This window comes from Citrobacter sp. CK198 (assembly GCF_030333295.1).
Classification (GTDB): domain Bacteria; phylum Pseudomonadota; class Gammaproteobacteria; order Enterobacterales; family Enterobacteriaceae; genus Citrobacter_B; species Citrobacter_B koseri.
The window spans coordinates 45,672-61,169 of record NZ_JAOWGE010000030.1 but is presented as its reverse complement, the minus strand read 5'-3'; the positions used below and the strand labels follow the sequence as shown (position 1 = coordinate 61,169).

Annotated in this window: 15 protein-coding genes and 2 riboswitches; of the genes, 7 read left to right on the top strand and 8 right to left on the bottom strand. The window is 48.9% G+C overall.

Going from position 1 to position 15,498, the window contains the following annotated elements; genetic code table 11:
- Positions 1 to 155 precede the first annotated feature (155 nt).
- Together OGY62_RS09195 and OGY62_RS09190 are read left to right on the top strand one after the other, a co-directional pair.
- On the top strand, positions 156 to 470 hold the full coding sequence (locus OGY62_RS09195; protein ID WP_286459993.1) for a helix-turn-helix domain-containing protein: 315 nt from the start codon (positions 156 to 158) through the stop codon (positions 468 to 470).
- Positions 463 to 1,731: a type II toxin-antitoxin system HipA family toxin gene (locus tag OGY62_RS09190; RefSeq protein ID WP_286459627.1), complete on the top strand. Its 1,269-nt coding sequence runs from the start codon at positions 463 to 465 to the stop codon at positions 1,729 to 1,731. The genes OGY62_RS09195 and OGY62_RS09190 overlap by 8 nt, the downstream gene beginning before the upstream one ends.
- A gap of 40 nt (positions 1,732 to 1,771) precedes the next feature.
- On the opposite strand, the gene OGY62_RS09185 is transcribed toward OGY62_RS09190, so the two are convergent.
- Positions 1,772 to 3,094, bottom strand: a complete 1,323-nt coding sequence (locus OGY62_RS09185) for a glycoside hydrolase family 10-like protein (protein WP_049011696.1) — start codon at positions 3,092 to 3,094, stop codon at positions 1,772 to 1,774.
- 75 nt (positions 3,095 to 3,169) lie between these two features.
- A riboswitch (Fluoride riboswitch) is annotated at positions 3,170 to 3,232 on the top strand.
- A 50-nt stretch (positions 3,233 to 3,282) separates the two neighbouring features.
- Between OGY62_RS09185 and OGY62_RS09180 the strand changes: the two genes are divergently transcribed.
- Together OGY62_RS09180 and OGY62_RS09175 are read left to right on the top strand one after the other, a co-directional pair.
- Positions 3,283 to 4,842, top strand: coding sequence for a MutS-related protein (locus OGY62_RS09180; protein ID WP_286459626.1), 1,560 nt, complete (start codon positions 3,283 to 3,285; stop codon positions 4,840 to 4,842).
- Complete coding sequence (locus tag OGY62_RS09175; protein WP_286459625.1) at positions 4,839 to 6,374, top strand: MutS-related protein; 1,536 nt, start codon at positions 4,839 to 4,841, stop codon at positions 6,372 to 6,374. Before OGY62_RS09180 ends, OGY62_RS09175 begins: the two co-directional genes overlap by 4 nt.
- Here the strand turns inward: OGY62_RS09175 and eno are convergent.
- A complete protein-coding gene (eno, locus tag OGY62_RS09170; RefSeq protein ID WP_012132408.1) occupies positions 6,371 to 7,657 on the bottom strand; it encodes a phosphopyruvate hydratase in 1,287 nt (428 codons plus the stop codon). The two genes, OGY62_RS09175 and eno, sit on opposite strands and share 4 nt — an antisense overlap.
- A 15-nt stretch (positions 7,658 to 7,672) precedes the next feature.
- Complete coding sequence (locus tag OGY62_RS09165; RefSeq protein ID WP_012132409.1) at positions 7,673 to 8,101, bottom strand: universal stress protein; 429 nt, start codon at positions 8,099 to 8,101, stop codon at positions 7,673 to 7,675.
- Between the two features lie 236 nt (positions 8,102 to 8,337).
- Positions 8,338 to 8,412, bottom strand: a riboswitch (Fluoride riboswitch).
- A gap of 202 nt (positions 8,413 to 8,614) precedes the next feature.
- On the opposite strand from OGY62_RS09165, the gene OGY62_RS09160 reads away from it, so the two are divergent.
- Positions 8,615 to 9,394 carry an HAD-IIB family hydrolase gene (locus OGY62_RS09160; RefSeq protein WP_058669171.1) on the top strand — a complete coding sequence of 260 codons (780 nt, stop codon included), beginning with the start codon at positions 8,615 to 8,617 and terminating at the stop codon, positions 9,392 to 9,394.
- Positions 9,395 to 9,759: 365 nt separating this feature from the next.
- Here the strand turns inward: OGY62_RS09160 and OGY62_RS09155 are convergent, their stop codons facing one another.
- On the bottom strand, positions 9,760 to 10,218 hold the full coding sequence (locus OGY62_RS09155) for a GNAT family N-acetyltransferase (protein ID WP_286459992.1): 459 nt from the start codon (positions 10,216 to 10,218) through the stop codon (positions 9,760 to 9,762).
- A 297-nt stretch (positions 10,219 to 10,515) separates the two neighbouring features.
- On the opposite strand from OGY62_RS09155, the gene OGY62_RS09150 reads away from it, so the two are divergent.
- Positions 10,516 to 11,229 (top strand): GNAT family N-acetyltransferase, encoded by a 714-nt coding sequence (locus tag OGY62_RS09150; protein ID WP_012132412.1) that lies wholly within the window; start codon positions 10,516 to 10,518, stop codon positions 11,227 to 11,229.
- Between the two features lie 35 nt (positions 11,230 to 11,264).
- Here the strand turns inward: OGY62_RS09150 and OGY62_RS09145 are convergent, their stop codons facing one another.
- A complete protein-coding gene (locus tag OGY62_RS09145; protein WP_115609309.1) occupies positions 11,265 to 11,786 on the bottom strand; it encodes a GNAT family N-acetyltransferase in 522 nt (173 codons plus the stop codon).
- A gap of 323 nt (positions 11,787 to 12,109) precedes the next feature.
- Here OGY62_RS09145 and OGY62_RS09140 point away from each other — a divergent pair, with 323 nt between their 5' ends.
- Positions 12,110 to 12,436 (top strand): GFA family protein, encoded by a 327-nt coding sequence (locus tag OGY62_RS09140; RefSeq protein WP_024130336.1) that lies wholly within the window; start codon positions 12,110 to 12,112, stop codon positions 12,434 to 12,436.
- 160 nt (positions 12,437 to 12,596) lie between these two features.
- On the opposite strand, the gene OGY62_RS09135 is transcribed toward OGY62_RS09140, so the two are convergent.
- The 3 genes from OGY62_RS09135 to glsB form a co-directional block, all read right to left on the bottom strand.
- Entirely contained in the window at positions 12,597 to 14,048 is a 1,452-nt protein-coding gene (locus OGY62_RS09135) for a tagaturonate reductase (protein WP_286459622.1), read from the bottom strand.
- Positions 14,049 to 14,197: 149 nt separating this feature from the next.
- Positions 14,198 to 14,557, bottom strand: a complete 360-nt coding sequence (locus tag OGY62_RS09130; protein WP_049010515.1) for a DUF4186 domain-containing protein — start codon at positions 14,555 to 14,557, stop codon at positions 14,198 to 14,200.
- Positions 14,557 to 15,483 carry a glutaminase B gene (glsB, locus tag OGY62_RS09125; protein WP_104868674.1) on the bottom strand — a complete coding sequence of 309 codons (927 nt, stop codon included), beginning with the start codon at positions 15,481 to 15,483 and terminating at the stop codon, positions 14,557 to 14,559. Before glsB ends, OGY62_RS09130 begins: the two co-directional genes overlap by 1 nt.
- Positions 15,484 to 15,498 lie beyond the last annotated feature (15 nt).

The following is a 15,498-nucleotide window of genomic DNA, read 5'->3' as shown; positions in this document are numbered from 1 at the left end:
TGTCAGTCAGATAACTAAATCCATTATTTAGTGTTTTATCTCCATGAATAGCCAATAACTCCATTATATAGTGGTTTATGCTTTTTGCCTTCGCTGCACATTAACTCTATAATATTGTGTATTACGTCAGAAATATTGCGATAAGGGACACTATGATGGATTTAACCCTTAGTTCTCCAGCCGAGATTGTTACGCTACTCTGCGACCGATTACGCAAAGAACGCCTGGCAAAACAGATGACTCAGGCTGACGTGGCCGCCCGGGCGGGAGTTGGCGTCAATACGGTTTCAAACCTTGAAGCAGGCAAAAATGTGGGCTTCGAGAATCTGGTCAGAGTGGCGGTGGTATTAGGTTATGGCGACGCGTTGAAAGCGCTGTTCAAGCCCCAAATTGATAGCCTGGATGATATCTTACGTTATGAGAAGAGCGCGACGCGTCAGCGGGTGAAGAGGAAAAATAGCGATGCCTGAGCAGATAGACGTCTTCTATGAAGGATGGGGGGAACGATGGCTCTGGGGCAAGCTGGTCTCATCAACGGCATTGACCGGTCGGCCAGTCATCGCCTTTGAATACAGTGACGAGGCCGTTCGCAAAGGTTTTGAGCTGTCCCGCTTAACATTACCGCTTGAGGGGCCGCGATTACGCAGGGACTTTCCGGCTCATCAATTACATCTTCCGGGGCCGGTTTACGACGCTCTGCCTGATGGCTGGGGAATGCTGCTGATGGATCGCTTATTCAAACGCAGAGGACTCAATGCCGCCCGAATTGGCCCCCTGGAGCGGCTCACCTGGGTAGGCGGCAACGCAATGGGGGCAATGACATTCCAGCCGGTACAGGCAGAGGCAGAACTTACCTCGCAAGAAGAGATCCCGCTGGTGCAGCTGGCCGCAGAGGTGCAGGAGGTTCTGAGCGGAGAAGGCGGGGAGTTCCTGCAAAAATTATTGCAGATGGGCGGTTCACCGCAGGGGGCACGGCCAAAAGCATTACTCTACCGTGACACTGTCACGTCAAAATTCACAACCTCGCCGTTAGCCGGCGCGGAAAGCTGGCTGGTCAAATTCCCGGCCAGACAGGAACATGCCGAGGTCTGCGCCATTGAAGCCGTCTATTCAGCGTGTCTGCGCAAATGCGGCATCCAGACGCCTGACGTTACGTATTTCGCCTTGCCGGAAGGGCAAGCGGCATTCGCCACCCGCCGTTTTGATCGTGAACAAGGGATGCGCGTGCCCATGCAAAGTCTGGCCGCCTTCACTGGCGCGAATTACCAGACGCCTGGTTCGCTCGACTACCGAAGTTTTTTACGTGCGACGCAAATATGCACCAACGATATTCGGGAAAAAGCGCTTGCCTTCGAGCGAGTGGTCTTTAATGTCGTGTTCAACAACCGGGACGATCATCCTAAGAACTTCGCTTATCTGATGTCCGCAGATGGACAATGGACCCTGGCGCCCGCCTATGATGTGACCTATTGCGATGGGCCTGGCGGCTATCATCAGATGGATGCGATGGGTGAAGCTCTGGATATTGAAAGAAAGCATCTTCAGGCGCTGGGCGAACAGGAAGCCGAATTGCCAGCCCCCAGAGTCGCGGAGATCATCGCGACTATTTGCGACGTTGCGGCGACGTTCAGCGCAATTGCTACCGACCTCTACCCGGGGCAAATCACGAGCGACACGCTGAACTATATCCAAAAGCAAATTGATGGGAATATCAGCCGCCTGAAGGGATGACGGCTGAGTCAGTCTCACGGAACAAGAGGGTGTGGGGAGGTTAGCTTCCCCACCGGCTTTTCAGATAGTTCACCGCTTGCTGGGTTTGCGGTCGATCAAGATAACTTTCTCTGAACAGGATTGTGCCTTTGATTTGTGAGACGGATTCATTCAGATCCAGTTGCTTCTTAAGCTCCGGGACGCCGCCATTAATCATCCAGTCCGGCTCATTCTTTGACGGTTCGCCGACTTTATACAACGCCACGCCAATATAGAGATGGGTATTCGTGGGTTTCACCACATCCGCCCACCATTTCGCCAGCACATCATAACGTGCCGCGTCACGCGCAAAGGGCCAGTAGAGCTGCGGCGCAATGTAATCCAGTAATCCCAGTTGCACCCAGCGGCGAGTATCGGCATAGGATTCATCATACGCCGCCGCGCCCCTCGTATCCGAACCTGCCGGATCATGCGAGCGGTTACGCCATACGCCAGCGGGGCTGACGCCAAATTCAACATCCGGTTTCAGGTTTTTGACCGTGCGGGACACCTGCTCAATCAGCAGTTGCGTATTGTGTCGCCGCCAGTCCGCTTTTGAGGCAAACGCCTGACCATATCGGGCAAAGGTCGAATTGTCGTTAAGCGTGGAGCCAGGCGTTTCGGTATAGAAATAGTCATCAAACTGTACGCCATCGATGGGATAACGTGTGACCACTTCCGCCACGATGCTGGTGATCCAGTCCCGGACGTCAGGAATGCCGGGATCAAGAACAAAACGGTCTCCAGAGATGCGCACCCAGTCGCGATGCAGCACAAACACGCTCGCCGGATTTGACGTCACCGTCGCGTTTAACTGCGCCACCGTTGCCGGTTTGGTGTTTACCGATACGCGGTAGGGGTTAAACCAGGCGTGTACTTTCATTCCCCGCTTATGCGCTTCATCAAGCATAAACTGTAGCGGATCGTAGCCCGGATCTTCACCAATCTTTCCGGTCAGCATATCTGACCACGGTAAAATTTTTGACGGCCAGAGCGCCGTTCCATCCGGCTTGACCTGGAAAAACACGGTATTGATTCCCAGACTTTTTAGCTTATCCAGCTTTTCGATCAACGCGTTCTGTTGTTGACGCACCCGAACCGCCGCATTACTCGTATTCACGGAACTGACCGGAGGCCAGTCAAGGCGCGAAACGGTTGCCAGCCAGATACCACGAACCGGCTGCTGATTTTTCTGGGATGGGGCTGGCGTCGCGGAAGAAGGGGGCGTAACCAGAGAAACGGGAGGTTTTGAGGCGCAACTGGCAAGTAAAAACGCGGTGGCGACAAGCGTAGCCCGTTTTTTTACTTTGCTGACAAGACGAGCGTGACGAGAGCTGATGATCATATTTGCCAATTTTCCGTTTGGTTAATCCAAAAAATCTTACACGAGATCTGGCTAATTACAGAGTTCATTGCTACGTTTTTTACAGGAGATGGCATTCCTCCTCATAACCGCCCTCTGGCTGATGATGCCTGCACATTCTGGACGTTGCCCCGCGTGGACAAGTCAACGTGTATTGTGTAGGAGTCATTATGCGCCGTACCTCAACAACATCGCTGCAATTTATTACCGTTTTGTATGCCTCTGGTCGTCGTCATACACCCCCTTCGGGCGATCGTGCTCCTGCATATTTTGTCGATCTGAATCTTGATAAAATCGTCGATCGCATTGTTCAGGGACGGGAAGAGTACGGCATCAGCGCTTTCTTTTATTCACCACTTGAATGTCTGGAGGATATCCTCTATCGACAGGAAATTATTCAGGATGTGACAATACACGCGCTCTATAAGGCGCTAATGGCATATTCCGCAGAGATGAAGAATATCAGGGAGATTTCAGAAGAAAAAACAAACCGGTTTTACTTCTATCAACAGCGGCGCTGGGAGCTTGAGTGCATTTTGTTGTATTGCCAGGCCGTTACGGCGCTGTATGAGCGTATAGCGCCGCTGTCTTTGTCTTCCGACGGTATGATTAATTTCAGGCATTATCTTCGTCAGTATATCGAGAGTGAAAATTTTACCGGGTTATATTCAACCGCCACTATGATAAGAAAAAGTCTGGAGGCGGTTCAGTACGGCCTGAAAATTAAAGGCGACGCCATTATTGTTGAACGGTATCACCAGGAGAAAAACTATAGCGATGAGATCCTCGATGTGTTCTCAAAGTTTAAGCAGCATGATGTGAATGTCGAGGTGGAGAGTAGACATCACAGCTTCGGGATGAACCATATTGAAGCACAAGTTCTGGATTGTGTTGCCAGACTATTTCCCGCCGAGTTTCATCAACTTGATGTGTTTATAGATGCCAACAAACGCTACAGAGATAACACGCTGGATCTTTTTGAACGTGAAGTGCAGTTTTATCTGGCTGTTGTGGAATACATTGAAAAATTTCGGCAGAAAGGGCTGCCGTTTTGTATCCCGGAGATACAACGAGATAAAAAAGCTATTTCGGCTGTTGCGGCTTTCGATCTCGCGCTTGCAGAGGTCATCCTTGAGAAAAAGGAGAAGGTTGTCTGCAATGATTTCAGCTTCCAGAAGCATGAACGTATTTTCGTCATATCGGGCCCCAACCAGGGCGGGAAAACCACCTTTGCCCGCATGATAGGGCAACTGCATTTTCTTGCCTTGCTGGGCATTTATGTCCCTGCCAGGCAGGCAAAACTCTTTCTGACAGACACTATTTTTACGCATTTTGAGAAAAGCGAAAATATTTATAACCTTCGGGGAAAACTGTATGACGACCTGGTGAGAATAAAAGCGATCCTTGATGCTGCCACATCACACAGTTTGATTATCATGAATGAGATTTTTACGTCAACCACATCGCGGGACGCTATTTATCTGGGAACACGGGTAATCAAGAAAATAGTCATGCTCGATGCGCTTTGTGTCTGCGTAACGTTTATCGACGAGCTTACGGCATTAGATCCGTCCATCGTCAGCTTAATGAGTACGGTTGAGCATAATAATGCGGCATTAAGAACCTATAAAATCACCAGGAAACCGGCCGATGGTATCGCATGGTCAACGACGCTGGTGATAAAGCATGGGCTGACATATGAGCAGATAAAAACGAGGTTAAACGGATGAACGCGTATCTGATGTATAAAGATAACGATTTTATCGTTGACGATAATATCCCAGAGAACATCAAATTTGCCATGAAAGATCTGGAGCTGGCGGTGTTGTTTCATGCGTTGTCTGATGGAGATGATTTTCTTTATTCCGTCGTCAGGAAGGCATGTTCTGTGCTGCTATCGGGCATTCCTGACATTGAGTACAGGCAGGCTATTCTGCGGGATTGCCTGTATAATGAGGACGTTATCAGAACATTCTATAGCGTGGTGGTTGAATGTCTGCAAATGGAAAAAGAAAAACTTCACTACGGCGTTTTTGGTCATTATCCTTCCGCTGTGCTGCATCAGTCTCTTTCGTTTACCCAATTCCTGATGACCTATTTACAGAAAATAAAAATTATCGCACAAGAAAACATCCATCACGTTGAATCTCCGGGGATGGTTCGTCTTTTCTCGATGCTTGTTCAGGAGTTAAACGATGATTATATGAGTACTATTGAAAGACATCTGAAACAGATGTCTTTCAAAAAAGGCATATTAATCAGCGCACGATTGGGGCAGGGTAATCAGGGCAAAGACTATGTACTCAGGCGGCCCAATCCCCCGCAAAAAGGATGGTTCCGGCGTCTTTGGACAAAAAGGCCAGCGCATTACACCGTACAGCTAGCCGCGCGTGATGAAAATGGCTTCAGGGCATTAAGCGACTTAAAGGATGAAGGACTCGTATTGATCGCCAATGCAATGGCGCAATCCACCGCGCATTTGCTTAATTTTCTAAAGTCACTGCGCACTGAATTAGGATTTTATATTTCATGCCTTAATCTTGCGCAGGCCTTAAACAAACGCAATATTCCACTGTGCTTTCCTGTCCCGATATATCAAAGAGAACGCCATCATGTGTTTGAGGCACTCTTTGATCCCTGCCTTGCACTGACATCGGATCGGGAAATCGTTAGCAACACATTAAGAACGGATAATAAAAATACTTTTATCATCACTGGCGCAAACCAGGGAGGGAAATCCACTTTTTTACGCAGTATCGGGCTGGCGCAGATAATGATGCAGACGGGGATGTTCGTTTCTGCTGAATGTTATAGCGCAGATCTTTGTCGGCAGATATTCACGCATTACAAATGTGAAGAAGACAGCCATATGGTCAGCGGAAAGCTGGATGAAGAGCTCCGACGAATGAGTGATATTGTTGATGCTCTACAACGTGATGACCTGGTGCTGTTTAACGAATCGTTCTCTGCGACAAACAGTCGGGAAGGGGCCGAAATCATCAGAGGCGTGGTAACCGCACTGGCAGAAAGCAACGTGAAGCTCTTTTTTGTTACGCATACTGCGGAATTTGCATGTTCGTTTTATCAGGAGGATCGCCAGGACACGGTATACCTGTGCGCCGAACGACGCGACGATGGAGAAAGGACATACAAAATAGCAGAAGGCGTGCCTCTGGATATCAGTTATGGCGAAGATCTGTACCGGGATGTTTTTGATGCCTCTCCCGTATACCGGAATACGGGAGAGGTTTCAGAGCATTAACCTTTTCTGAAAGCAGATTTACCGGCAAAAACGGCGGCATCGCCAAGTTCATCTTCAATACGCATTAGCTGATTGTATTTTTCGATGCGTTCTCCACGGCTTGGCGCTCCCGTTTTGAGGTGTCCAGCGCGTAAGCCTACCGTCATATCAGCAATGAAACTGTCTATTGTTTCTCCGCTACGGTGTGAGATAAAGCTGCCCCAGTGATGATCATGACACAATTGAACCGCTTCGATTGTCTCGCTTAACGTACCAATCTGGTTCAATTTGATCAGTGCGGCATTCGCCAGATTTTCATCAATTCCTCGCTGGATATATTTTACGTTAGTCACAAAAAGATCGTCACCCACCAGTTCAATCTTATTGCCAAGCGTATCACTCAGAATTCGCCAGCCAGCCCAGTCATCTTCAGCCAGGCCATCTTCAATCAGAACAATGGGGAATTCGTTGACCAGCCGCTCATAATAGCGCGTCATCTCTTCCGCACTGAATTGCGCATTTTCGCTGCGCAGGGTGTATTTTCCATCTGAATAAAATTCGCTGGATGCAGGGTCCATGCAAATAACAATATCCTCGCCGGGTTTATAACCGGCTTTTTCGATCGCTTCGACAATCAATTCCAGCGGTTGCCGGTTTGACGAGACGGCTGGCGCGAATCCACCTTCATCGCCCACGCCAGTAGACAAGCCTTTCTCCAGTAAGACCTGACGTAAATTCTGATACACCTCGCTACCCCAGCGAATGGCTTCCCGAACAGAGCTTGCGCCCCAGGGAGCAATCATGAACTCCTGAAAATCGGCGCCTTGCCAGCGAGCGTGAACGCCGCCATTGATGATATTCATACAAGGAACCGGGAGGAGGTTAGCGCCAACGCCGCCGAGGTAACGATACAGCGGAATGTTTGATAGCTGCGCGGCCAGACGCGCCACGGCAAGCGATACCCCGAGAATAGCATTGGCCCCGAGACGACTTTTATTTTCCGTACCATCAAGAGTTATCAGGCGGTTATCGATATCTTTCTGGCGGCGGACATCATATCCCCGTAGCGCATTATCGATCTCAGTATTGATACTCTGAACCGCGCCCAATACACCTTTGCCGCCAAAACGCGACTTATCTCCATCACGGCGCTCAATGGCTTCGCGCGAACCGGTACTGGCACCGGAAGGGACTGACGCGCGCGCAACACCGCCGCCGATGGCGGAGACTTCGACCTCAACGGTCGGATTACCTCGGGAGTCCAGAATTTCTCTTGCGATCACACGTTCAATTTCATAGCTCATAGAAATGACCTTATTTTATGGAGTGGATATATGTTTAATCAGCACATCAACCGAGAGATGATTGATGAACTCAAAAGAGAACGAGGAAAAAACCCCAAACAGGCGATTCTTATGACCCAGCATGACCAGGTCGATATCCTCATGTTGGATAACCGCTTCAACATCTTTGAAACGTTGAATGCTGATAATTGATTTCACTTGCACATGAATACTGCTGGATTCCGCCAGGCGACTGAGCATCGCTTTGGCCTCGATCACTTCATGTGATTGTCGATCCCGGGTTAAAGCATCACTCGTGTAATCCAGCTCCCGGTAATCAGAACTGATATGCCCGAGGGTGATCTGAGTCCCCATTTCTTTTGCCAGACGTTCAGCATGGTGCAGCAACAGCACACCATCGATTTCATTCTGGACCAGTAATAATGCGTGTTTGTACATATGCATACGCCACCTCTCAAGTAATGAGAAACGTTCAGCATCGCAAATGAACAATGTGTTGCAGACGGGCCGATGGACATAACAAGAGCCGGTGAGCGCTACGTTGTTGCTGATGTTGTGATAGTCAAAGGCATGGATAACATCTTTCTTTTCAAAAAGATGAGATTCAGGAAGTAATGAAGTGGTTGTTTTACTATTCATAGCGATACCCGACATACATGCCTAAGAAAAACAGCAACAGTTGTATATCAGGCGTCATCATCCGATTCGAGCGAACCGGCGGTTGGGAAAGGTGGAACACCATCACCTTGTGAACTAAGCGTATAGCAGGTTCAGGCGGAAATCAATGAGAAGTAAATCTGTTACGCATGGATCGCGAAGAAGGAGAGGGTAGTCAACGAAATCTGCGGCGGAAATAACGCAATAAAAATTATAACTTAGTACGATTTTGACTTTAACAATTCCATAAGTCGTTTAATTATAGACAATTATTGTATCTACAAGTCTTCGAGTGTGCTTATGAAAGAGATCTGTTCCGCAGATTCGTCAACATTTAAACATGTGCGTTTTGTTCTCACAGACATGGATGAAACGCTGACTTACAAGGGGCGCCTTGCGGCTGAAACCTATCTGGCGCTGGAACGGTTGCAGAACGCGGGAGTCAAAGTGATACCGGTCACAGCCGCGCCCGCAGGCTGGTGCGACCAGATGGCACGGATGTGGCCAGTTGATGGCGTCATTGGTGAAAATGGCGGTGTGTTTTTCAGAAGGCGAAATGACGGTCATGGCATTGAGCGTTTCTTCTGGCACGGCACAGAAAAATATCCTGACGTCGCTGAGCGCCTGACGCAAATTGGGGAACAGATAAAAAGGGAAATTCCTGCCGCTCATTTTGCCGACGATCAACCTTTCAGAATGACGTCCATTGCCTTTGCTAAACCGCCAGAAGCCCATCAGTGTTCATTAATACTTAACGCATTGACGCAAGCAGGCGCTACAACCACCGTAAACAATCTCTGGATTCTTGGCTGGTCTGGAGAATATGACAAGTTATCTATGGCCCGACGAGTGCTCAGGGATTTTTACGATCTCGACATTGATGCCGAACGTTCTGCCGTATTGTATAGCGGCGACTCGACGAATGATGCGCCGATGTTTTCATTCTTTGAACATACGGTTGGAGTGAGCACGGTATCAGATTACCTTGATCAAATCCCGAAACCTCCGCAGTGGATTACCCGTGGCCCGGGAGGTGCTGGTTTTGTGGAAATTGCAGATGCGGTAATTGCCGCCAGATAGTGAGAAACGCAGATCCCATTGGCTTATCCGGTCACAGTGGCCGGGTTTTTAATGCGTGCGCTACGTGAAATCTGACGCAGGATAACCGCCAACAGTTTGCAGAATTCACACAGAACACGATGGAAGGTATGCATAAAAAGGCGAGGGATGCGTTATGAGTCAAGGGAGTAAGCCCGTATTGGGCGTCATAAATTCAATTTAACATAATATACATTATGCGCACCAAAGAGAATAAAGGGAGAATCTGTGGTTTTGTAGTCATCCTTATCCTTGTGCTGGCCGCTATAGTCTCTGAAGCACTTTCTCCAGCACGACTCCGTTGATTCTGGGGCTCTGTTTCACAGCTCCGGCACTTCCCGCGATGTCTAAATACATTTTCCGAATACATGTAACACGCTTTTTTGCTTAGGCGTTGTGAATTCCTCATCCGCAAGATGCTGCATCCCCAGGGATTCATAAAACCGACGCCCGCTGTCGTTACCCTTAAGAACCTGCAACCAGAAAAAATGCTGCTCCTTATGCCTTGCTATCTCGATGGCTTTTTCGAAAAGAATTCGGCCATATCCTTTACCGGTTTCTCCGGGTGCAAAATACAGTTTGTTTAAGAGCGCTCCTGAGTGATTACCACCGCTAACTGGACGGTCCCAGCTTATCTTTGCAAAACCTACTGGCTTATCGCTTTCCGCAATGAGCCAGGTAACTGACGGATCATTTAAACTATTTTCAAGTTGGTCCGGCGCGTACTCACTGTCAATAAATTGTCGAAGCTCTACAGAACAATTCCATAACTCTTTGAAATGATAGTAATAACTTAACTTCCCCAGCGTTTATAATATCGGGGTATCGGCAGGTACAGCATAACGTATGGTCAAGTTCATTCACTCTCCTGAAACGGCTTAAATTTAAGTTAACGCACAACATAATGCTGAATATGATATTTATCACAAAGCGCTCAGAAGTGCTGTAGCAAGATTAAAATATGCTATGGTTAATATATAATGTTTTCATCGGGTACATCCATCAGTTATTGTTAACATACTAAGGAACCTGTCGCTTACTCACATAAACATACCGATATTACTCGTTTAAATCCTTGTCGTTATTATTTTAAGGAGAAGAGTATGAAAGAGCTTAATATCTTCGGTCAATATGTAGGCAGACATCTTGAGGGTAACCTTGATTTTATTTTACCTGACACGCGCCAGTTGTCAGGCCGTTACTGTCACTTACAGCCCCTTGCGACTTACCACTGTGATGATCTTTATCAGGGCTGGCATAGTATAGAGGACCCACGGGACTGGACTTATCTTCCTGATGAACGCCCCGAGACAAGGCAAGCAACCTTTGACTATATCAAACGCATCATCAGTCAGGGCGGAATTTCATATTATGCCATAATAGAAAATAAATCCGCGAAGGCCCGAGGCACCCTCGCCCTTTTTAATATAGACAAGAATAATGGCGTTGCGGAAATCGGATATGTACATCTCACGCCAGCGATAAAACGCACCTTTTTAAGCACGGAAGCAATTTATCTTTTACTGATGTATGTTTTTGATGTCCTTAAATATCGCCGTTGTGAGTGGCAAACAGACACGCTTAATCATGCTGGAATGAATGCTGCTGAAAGAATTGGGTTTCGGAAAGAAGGCATCTTACGTGATAAGCAAATCATAAAATCAAGGAGCGTGGATATCGCAACATATTCAATTATTAGCGCCGAGTGGCCGAAGATATCCAGTGCGATATCTGTCTGGCTAAGAACGGAAAATCTCGACGAGCGCGGACATCAGATTCACCCTTTACGGCACTACCTGGCGGAGCCTGAAGTGTAATCTGGAATACGGGGCCGTGACGACGGCCCATGCTTTTATTTATCCCATAAGCATTCAAGTTTTAAACACTCAGCGCCTTTGTATAAGCATTCATCATAAATACGGTAGCCCACATGCTCAGCAACACGAATGGACGGAATGTTATTCTTTGCGATAAGACAAATTGTCTTCGAAGGTGAAAACGAATGGACAAACCACTGATGCGCAGCGACGGCGGCTTCCTTTGCTACGCCAGCCCCCTGAGCTGAACGTGAAATAACCCATGATGCCTCGACACAGTTCTCAAAGTTTTCATCAATGCCACGATGAAAATTAGCCAGCCCTGTTTCGCCTAAAAACGTGCCGTCAGACTTTTGAAAAATAGAAAATATACCGTAACCAAAAACAGACCAATGCCCGATGTTTCTCAACAGGCGGTTCCATGCCTCTTCTGGCGTAAAGCCTGGGGCATTAACCAGATGAAATATTTTAGGGTCTGAATACATCGGATACCATACATCATAATCTGTGATGACTTGAGGGCGCAGAATGAATCTTTCCGTGACGATAGCAGACATTATTTTCCACTCATTATGCTTACGTTGCTTCTATTGTAACTGAGTTATCCACTCATTCCGTCCAAAACTTTCTGTGGATAACGCGTTGGCGTTAATCCCGTGTGTTGACGGAAAAACGCAACAAATGCGCTGTCGCTGGCAAATTCCAATAGACAGATAAACACGGTTTTCCCGCCATTGAGATATCTGTTTAGCCTCCGTTGTAACACAGATCCCGCTTTGTCATTATGATCCTGCGTCTGTTCTCCTTTCTGCCATTCATCACTGGTTGAGTGTGGGATCATCTGATAGTGTCGGGAAATGAATGTTTAACGGAAATGACGATGAGCAAAGTCTATACTGGCGGCTGTCTGTGCGGTTTTATCCGTTTTTCGGCGGTAGCGCCGAAAAATCCACATACCTGTTCCTGCTCGATTTGCCAAAAACATACAGGTGCATATTCGGTCAGTTGGGTTGAGTTCGACGCTCAGGATGTGACGTGGACAGGACAAGGAGACAAGCCTGCGGTCTGGCGCTCTTCGGATATCTCCAGTCGGGCATTTTGTTCTCACTGCGGAAGTTCAGTCGGCGCAATTGATGATGCGCCTACCGTTGCGTTGTTAACTGGCGTATTTGACGAGCCTCAGGATGAAGATCTTCATGCGCATTGAGCGCATCGCCCTCACCCTGTCTGCCTGTTTCGCCAGCCCTCCCTTTTCTGCCTGACGGGTAAACGCACGGAAGTTTCAGACAGCGATTAACTTTCCCCTCAAAAGTATGTTGTAACTAAATAACATGAAAACAAAACCCGGCCGCAGCCGGGTCAGATGATTAGCACAGCGGTTTTACCGCTTCACGCATCCCTTTCGTCAGGATTGCATCCAGGTCGGTCGTGACCTGTTCGACCAGACCTGCAACGTGCGTCAGATCCTGCCCCCAATGCGCGTCCACGGCCAGCACGGCATGAACCAAATCCTGTGTGCTGATAAGACCGTCGCTATGTTGATGCCACAACTGTTGATAGCGCTCAATCCAGTGCGCATCATCCTGGAGCGGATACGTCTCGCCGCGACGTTCACCACGATAAAATGCGATCAGCGCCGCAAGCGCAAACGTCAGGCGCGCCGGTAAAACGCCGCTGACCTGCTGCCCTGCCAGTAGCTGCGGTAAAATACGGGTGCGAAATTTAGTCATGCCATTTAACGCAATCGACAACAACTGGTGTTTAATATACGGATTCTGGAAACGCCCCGTCACCGCACTGGCGAACGACATTAGCTCGTCGCGAGGTAAGTCCAGCACCGGAATAATCTCTTCATAGATGGCTTTTTCAACAAAGGCGCAAATGTCGCGGTCATTCATGGCTTCACCAACGGTATCCAGCCCGGCCTGGAACGCAACGGGCACCAGCGCCGTATGCGCACCATTCAGGATCGCGACCTTACGCTCTTTGTACGGCTTGATGTCATCAACAATCAGCACGTTGAGCGGATACTTATCAAGACGCAGCTCAGACGCTACCTTTTTTGGCCCCTGAATCACAAACAGATAAAAATGTTCCGCAGTATCGAGAAAAGCATCGTGATAGCCAAGTTCCGCTTCAAGTTGCGTCACTTCATCACGCGGATATCCGGTCACGATCCGGTCAACCAGCGTGGAGCAAAAGGTGTTCGCCTGATCCAGCCACTGCACAAACGCAGCGGACAAGCTCCACTCCTGAGCGTAACGCAGTACCAGCTCGCGCAACGCCTCGCCATTGTAATCAATCAGTTCACAAGGAATGATAATCCAGCCTTTATCAAGCGCGCCGTCAAAACAGGTATAACGTTCAAACAGCAGTCGCGTCAGCTTCGCGGGGTAGCTGACCGCGGGCGCGTCATCAAATGCGTCACCGGCATGGTAGCTAATACCGGCTTCTGTGGTATTAGAGAAAACAAAACGCATGTCCGGGTTATGCGCCAGTTTCAGGAATTCATCGTAATCCTCATAGACGCTGATTTCACGGTTAACAGAACGGATCAAACGCGCGTCGCTAACCGCCTCGCCCTTTTCATTCAAACCACGAATAATCGTGGTATAGAGCCCGTCCTGGGTACTCAATGACGGCGGAAACGTGCTTTCGATAGGGCGAACAATGACCACTCCGGCGTTCAAATCGGTATGTTCATTCAGCAGATCAACTTGCCAGTCAACAAAGGCGCGCAGGAAGTTTCCCTCACCAAACTGAATGATGCGCTCAGGATAGCAGGCACCGGGAAAATCGCGACGGTTTAGAGTTTTCACAATGGGTTCCCTTCTTAATTAGTCATACAACCTGTTTGAATTGGTAGAACAGGTTAGCAAACTTTATGATATTGAAACCCTGTTTTGATCAAGTAGTCACGATTAATCAAAACTGTTTTATGCTTTAACATCTCTCACGACGCGGAGATTTACGGCTGATTCATCTGGATAACCAGCCAGTGGTGAATGACGGCAACAACATACTGCTGCTGTTCTTCACTCAGCGATTCTCCCTGGGGAATGTTGTGCCATTTCGCCAGACAACCACGGCAGCAGGTCGCCGTCGCGTGTTGGGCAATAAATACGGGGTGGCCGCGCATCGGCGTTTGTTTACCATCGTTGCGCGGAAAAGCCGGGGCCAGCCGCTTAGCAATAAACTCAGCGGCATGTTGATCAATAACCTGCGCGCCTTTATCCCAGCAATACTGCCTTTCTTTTGCGCCAAGACGAAACCGCGCGCGAAATGGCGAACGTGACAGGCGAGAAAAAAGTGGATCAAGCGCGTTCATCAGTAAACCGAACGCCCTAATTGTTGGGTGAGTTGTTCGAGTACCGCAATACCCGCCAGGGAGTTGCCCGCCGGGTCCAGTTCAGGGCTCCATACCGCAATCGCCATTTCGTGCGGGACAATCGCCACAATCCCGCCGCCGACGCCTGACTTGGCAGGTAATCCTACTCGCCAGGCAAATTCGCCTGCGTTCTGGTACATTCCACTGGTCGCCATCAGCGCGTTGATTTGTCGGGCCTGCATCGGCGTGACAACCGGTTCATCAAGGTGAAACGCCTGCCCCTGTCTGGCCAGAAAAACAAATGTACGCGCCAGTTCTGCACAGCTCATTTTCAACGCGCAGTAGTGAAAGTAATTTTGCAAAACGGTAGTGACATCATGCTGGAAATTACCAAATGACTTCATCAGCCAGGCAATAGCGGCATTGCGTGCGGAGTGCTCAAATTCAGAACGGGCGACCGTGACGTCATACGCAATATCCGACACACCACTAAGCGCCCGAACCACTTCCAGCATACGCTGGCGCGGCGCGCTCAGTCGCCCTTGTAGCATATCGCAGACCACCAGCGCGCCGGCATTAATGAACGGGTTACGCGGTATCCCTTGCTCCAGTTCCAGTTGCACCAGTGAATTGAATGGCGACCCGGAGGGATCTTTTCCGACACGTTGCCAGATTTCCTCTTCCGGGTAGTGACGCATCGCCACCACCAGACTCAGCACCTTTGAAATGGATTGTATTGAGAAGCGTTCCTGCGCATCGCCAGCCTGATAGTATTGCCCGTCAACGGTGCAAATGGCGATCCCCAGTTTTGACCCATCGACAGAAGCCAGCGCAGGGATGTAATCAGCCACTTTCCCCTGTCCAATCAACGGGCGCACCTGCTGAAGGATGGTCTCTAAAATTGAATTGTCCATGGCCCTGGCCACAATGTGCTCCTTGCT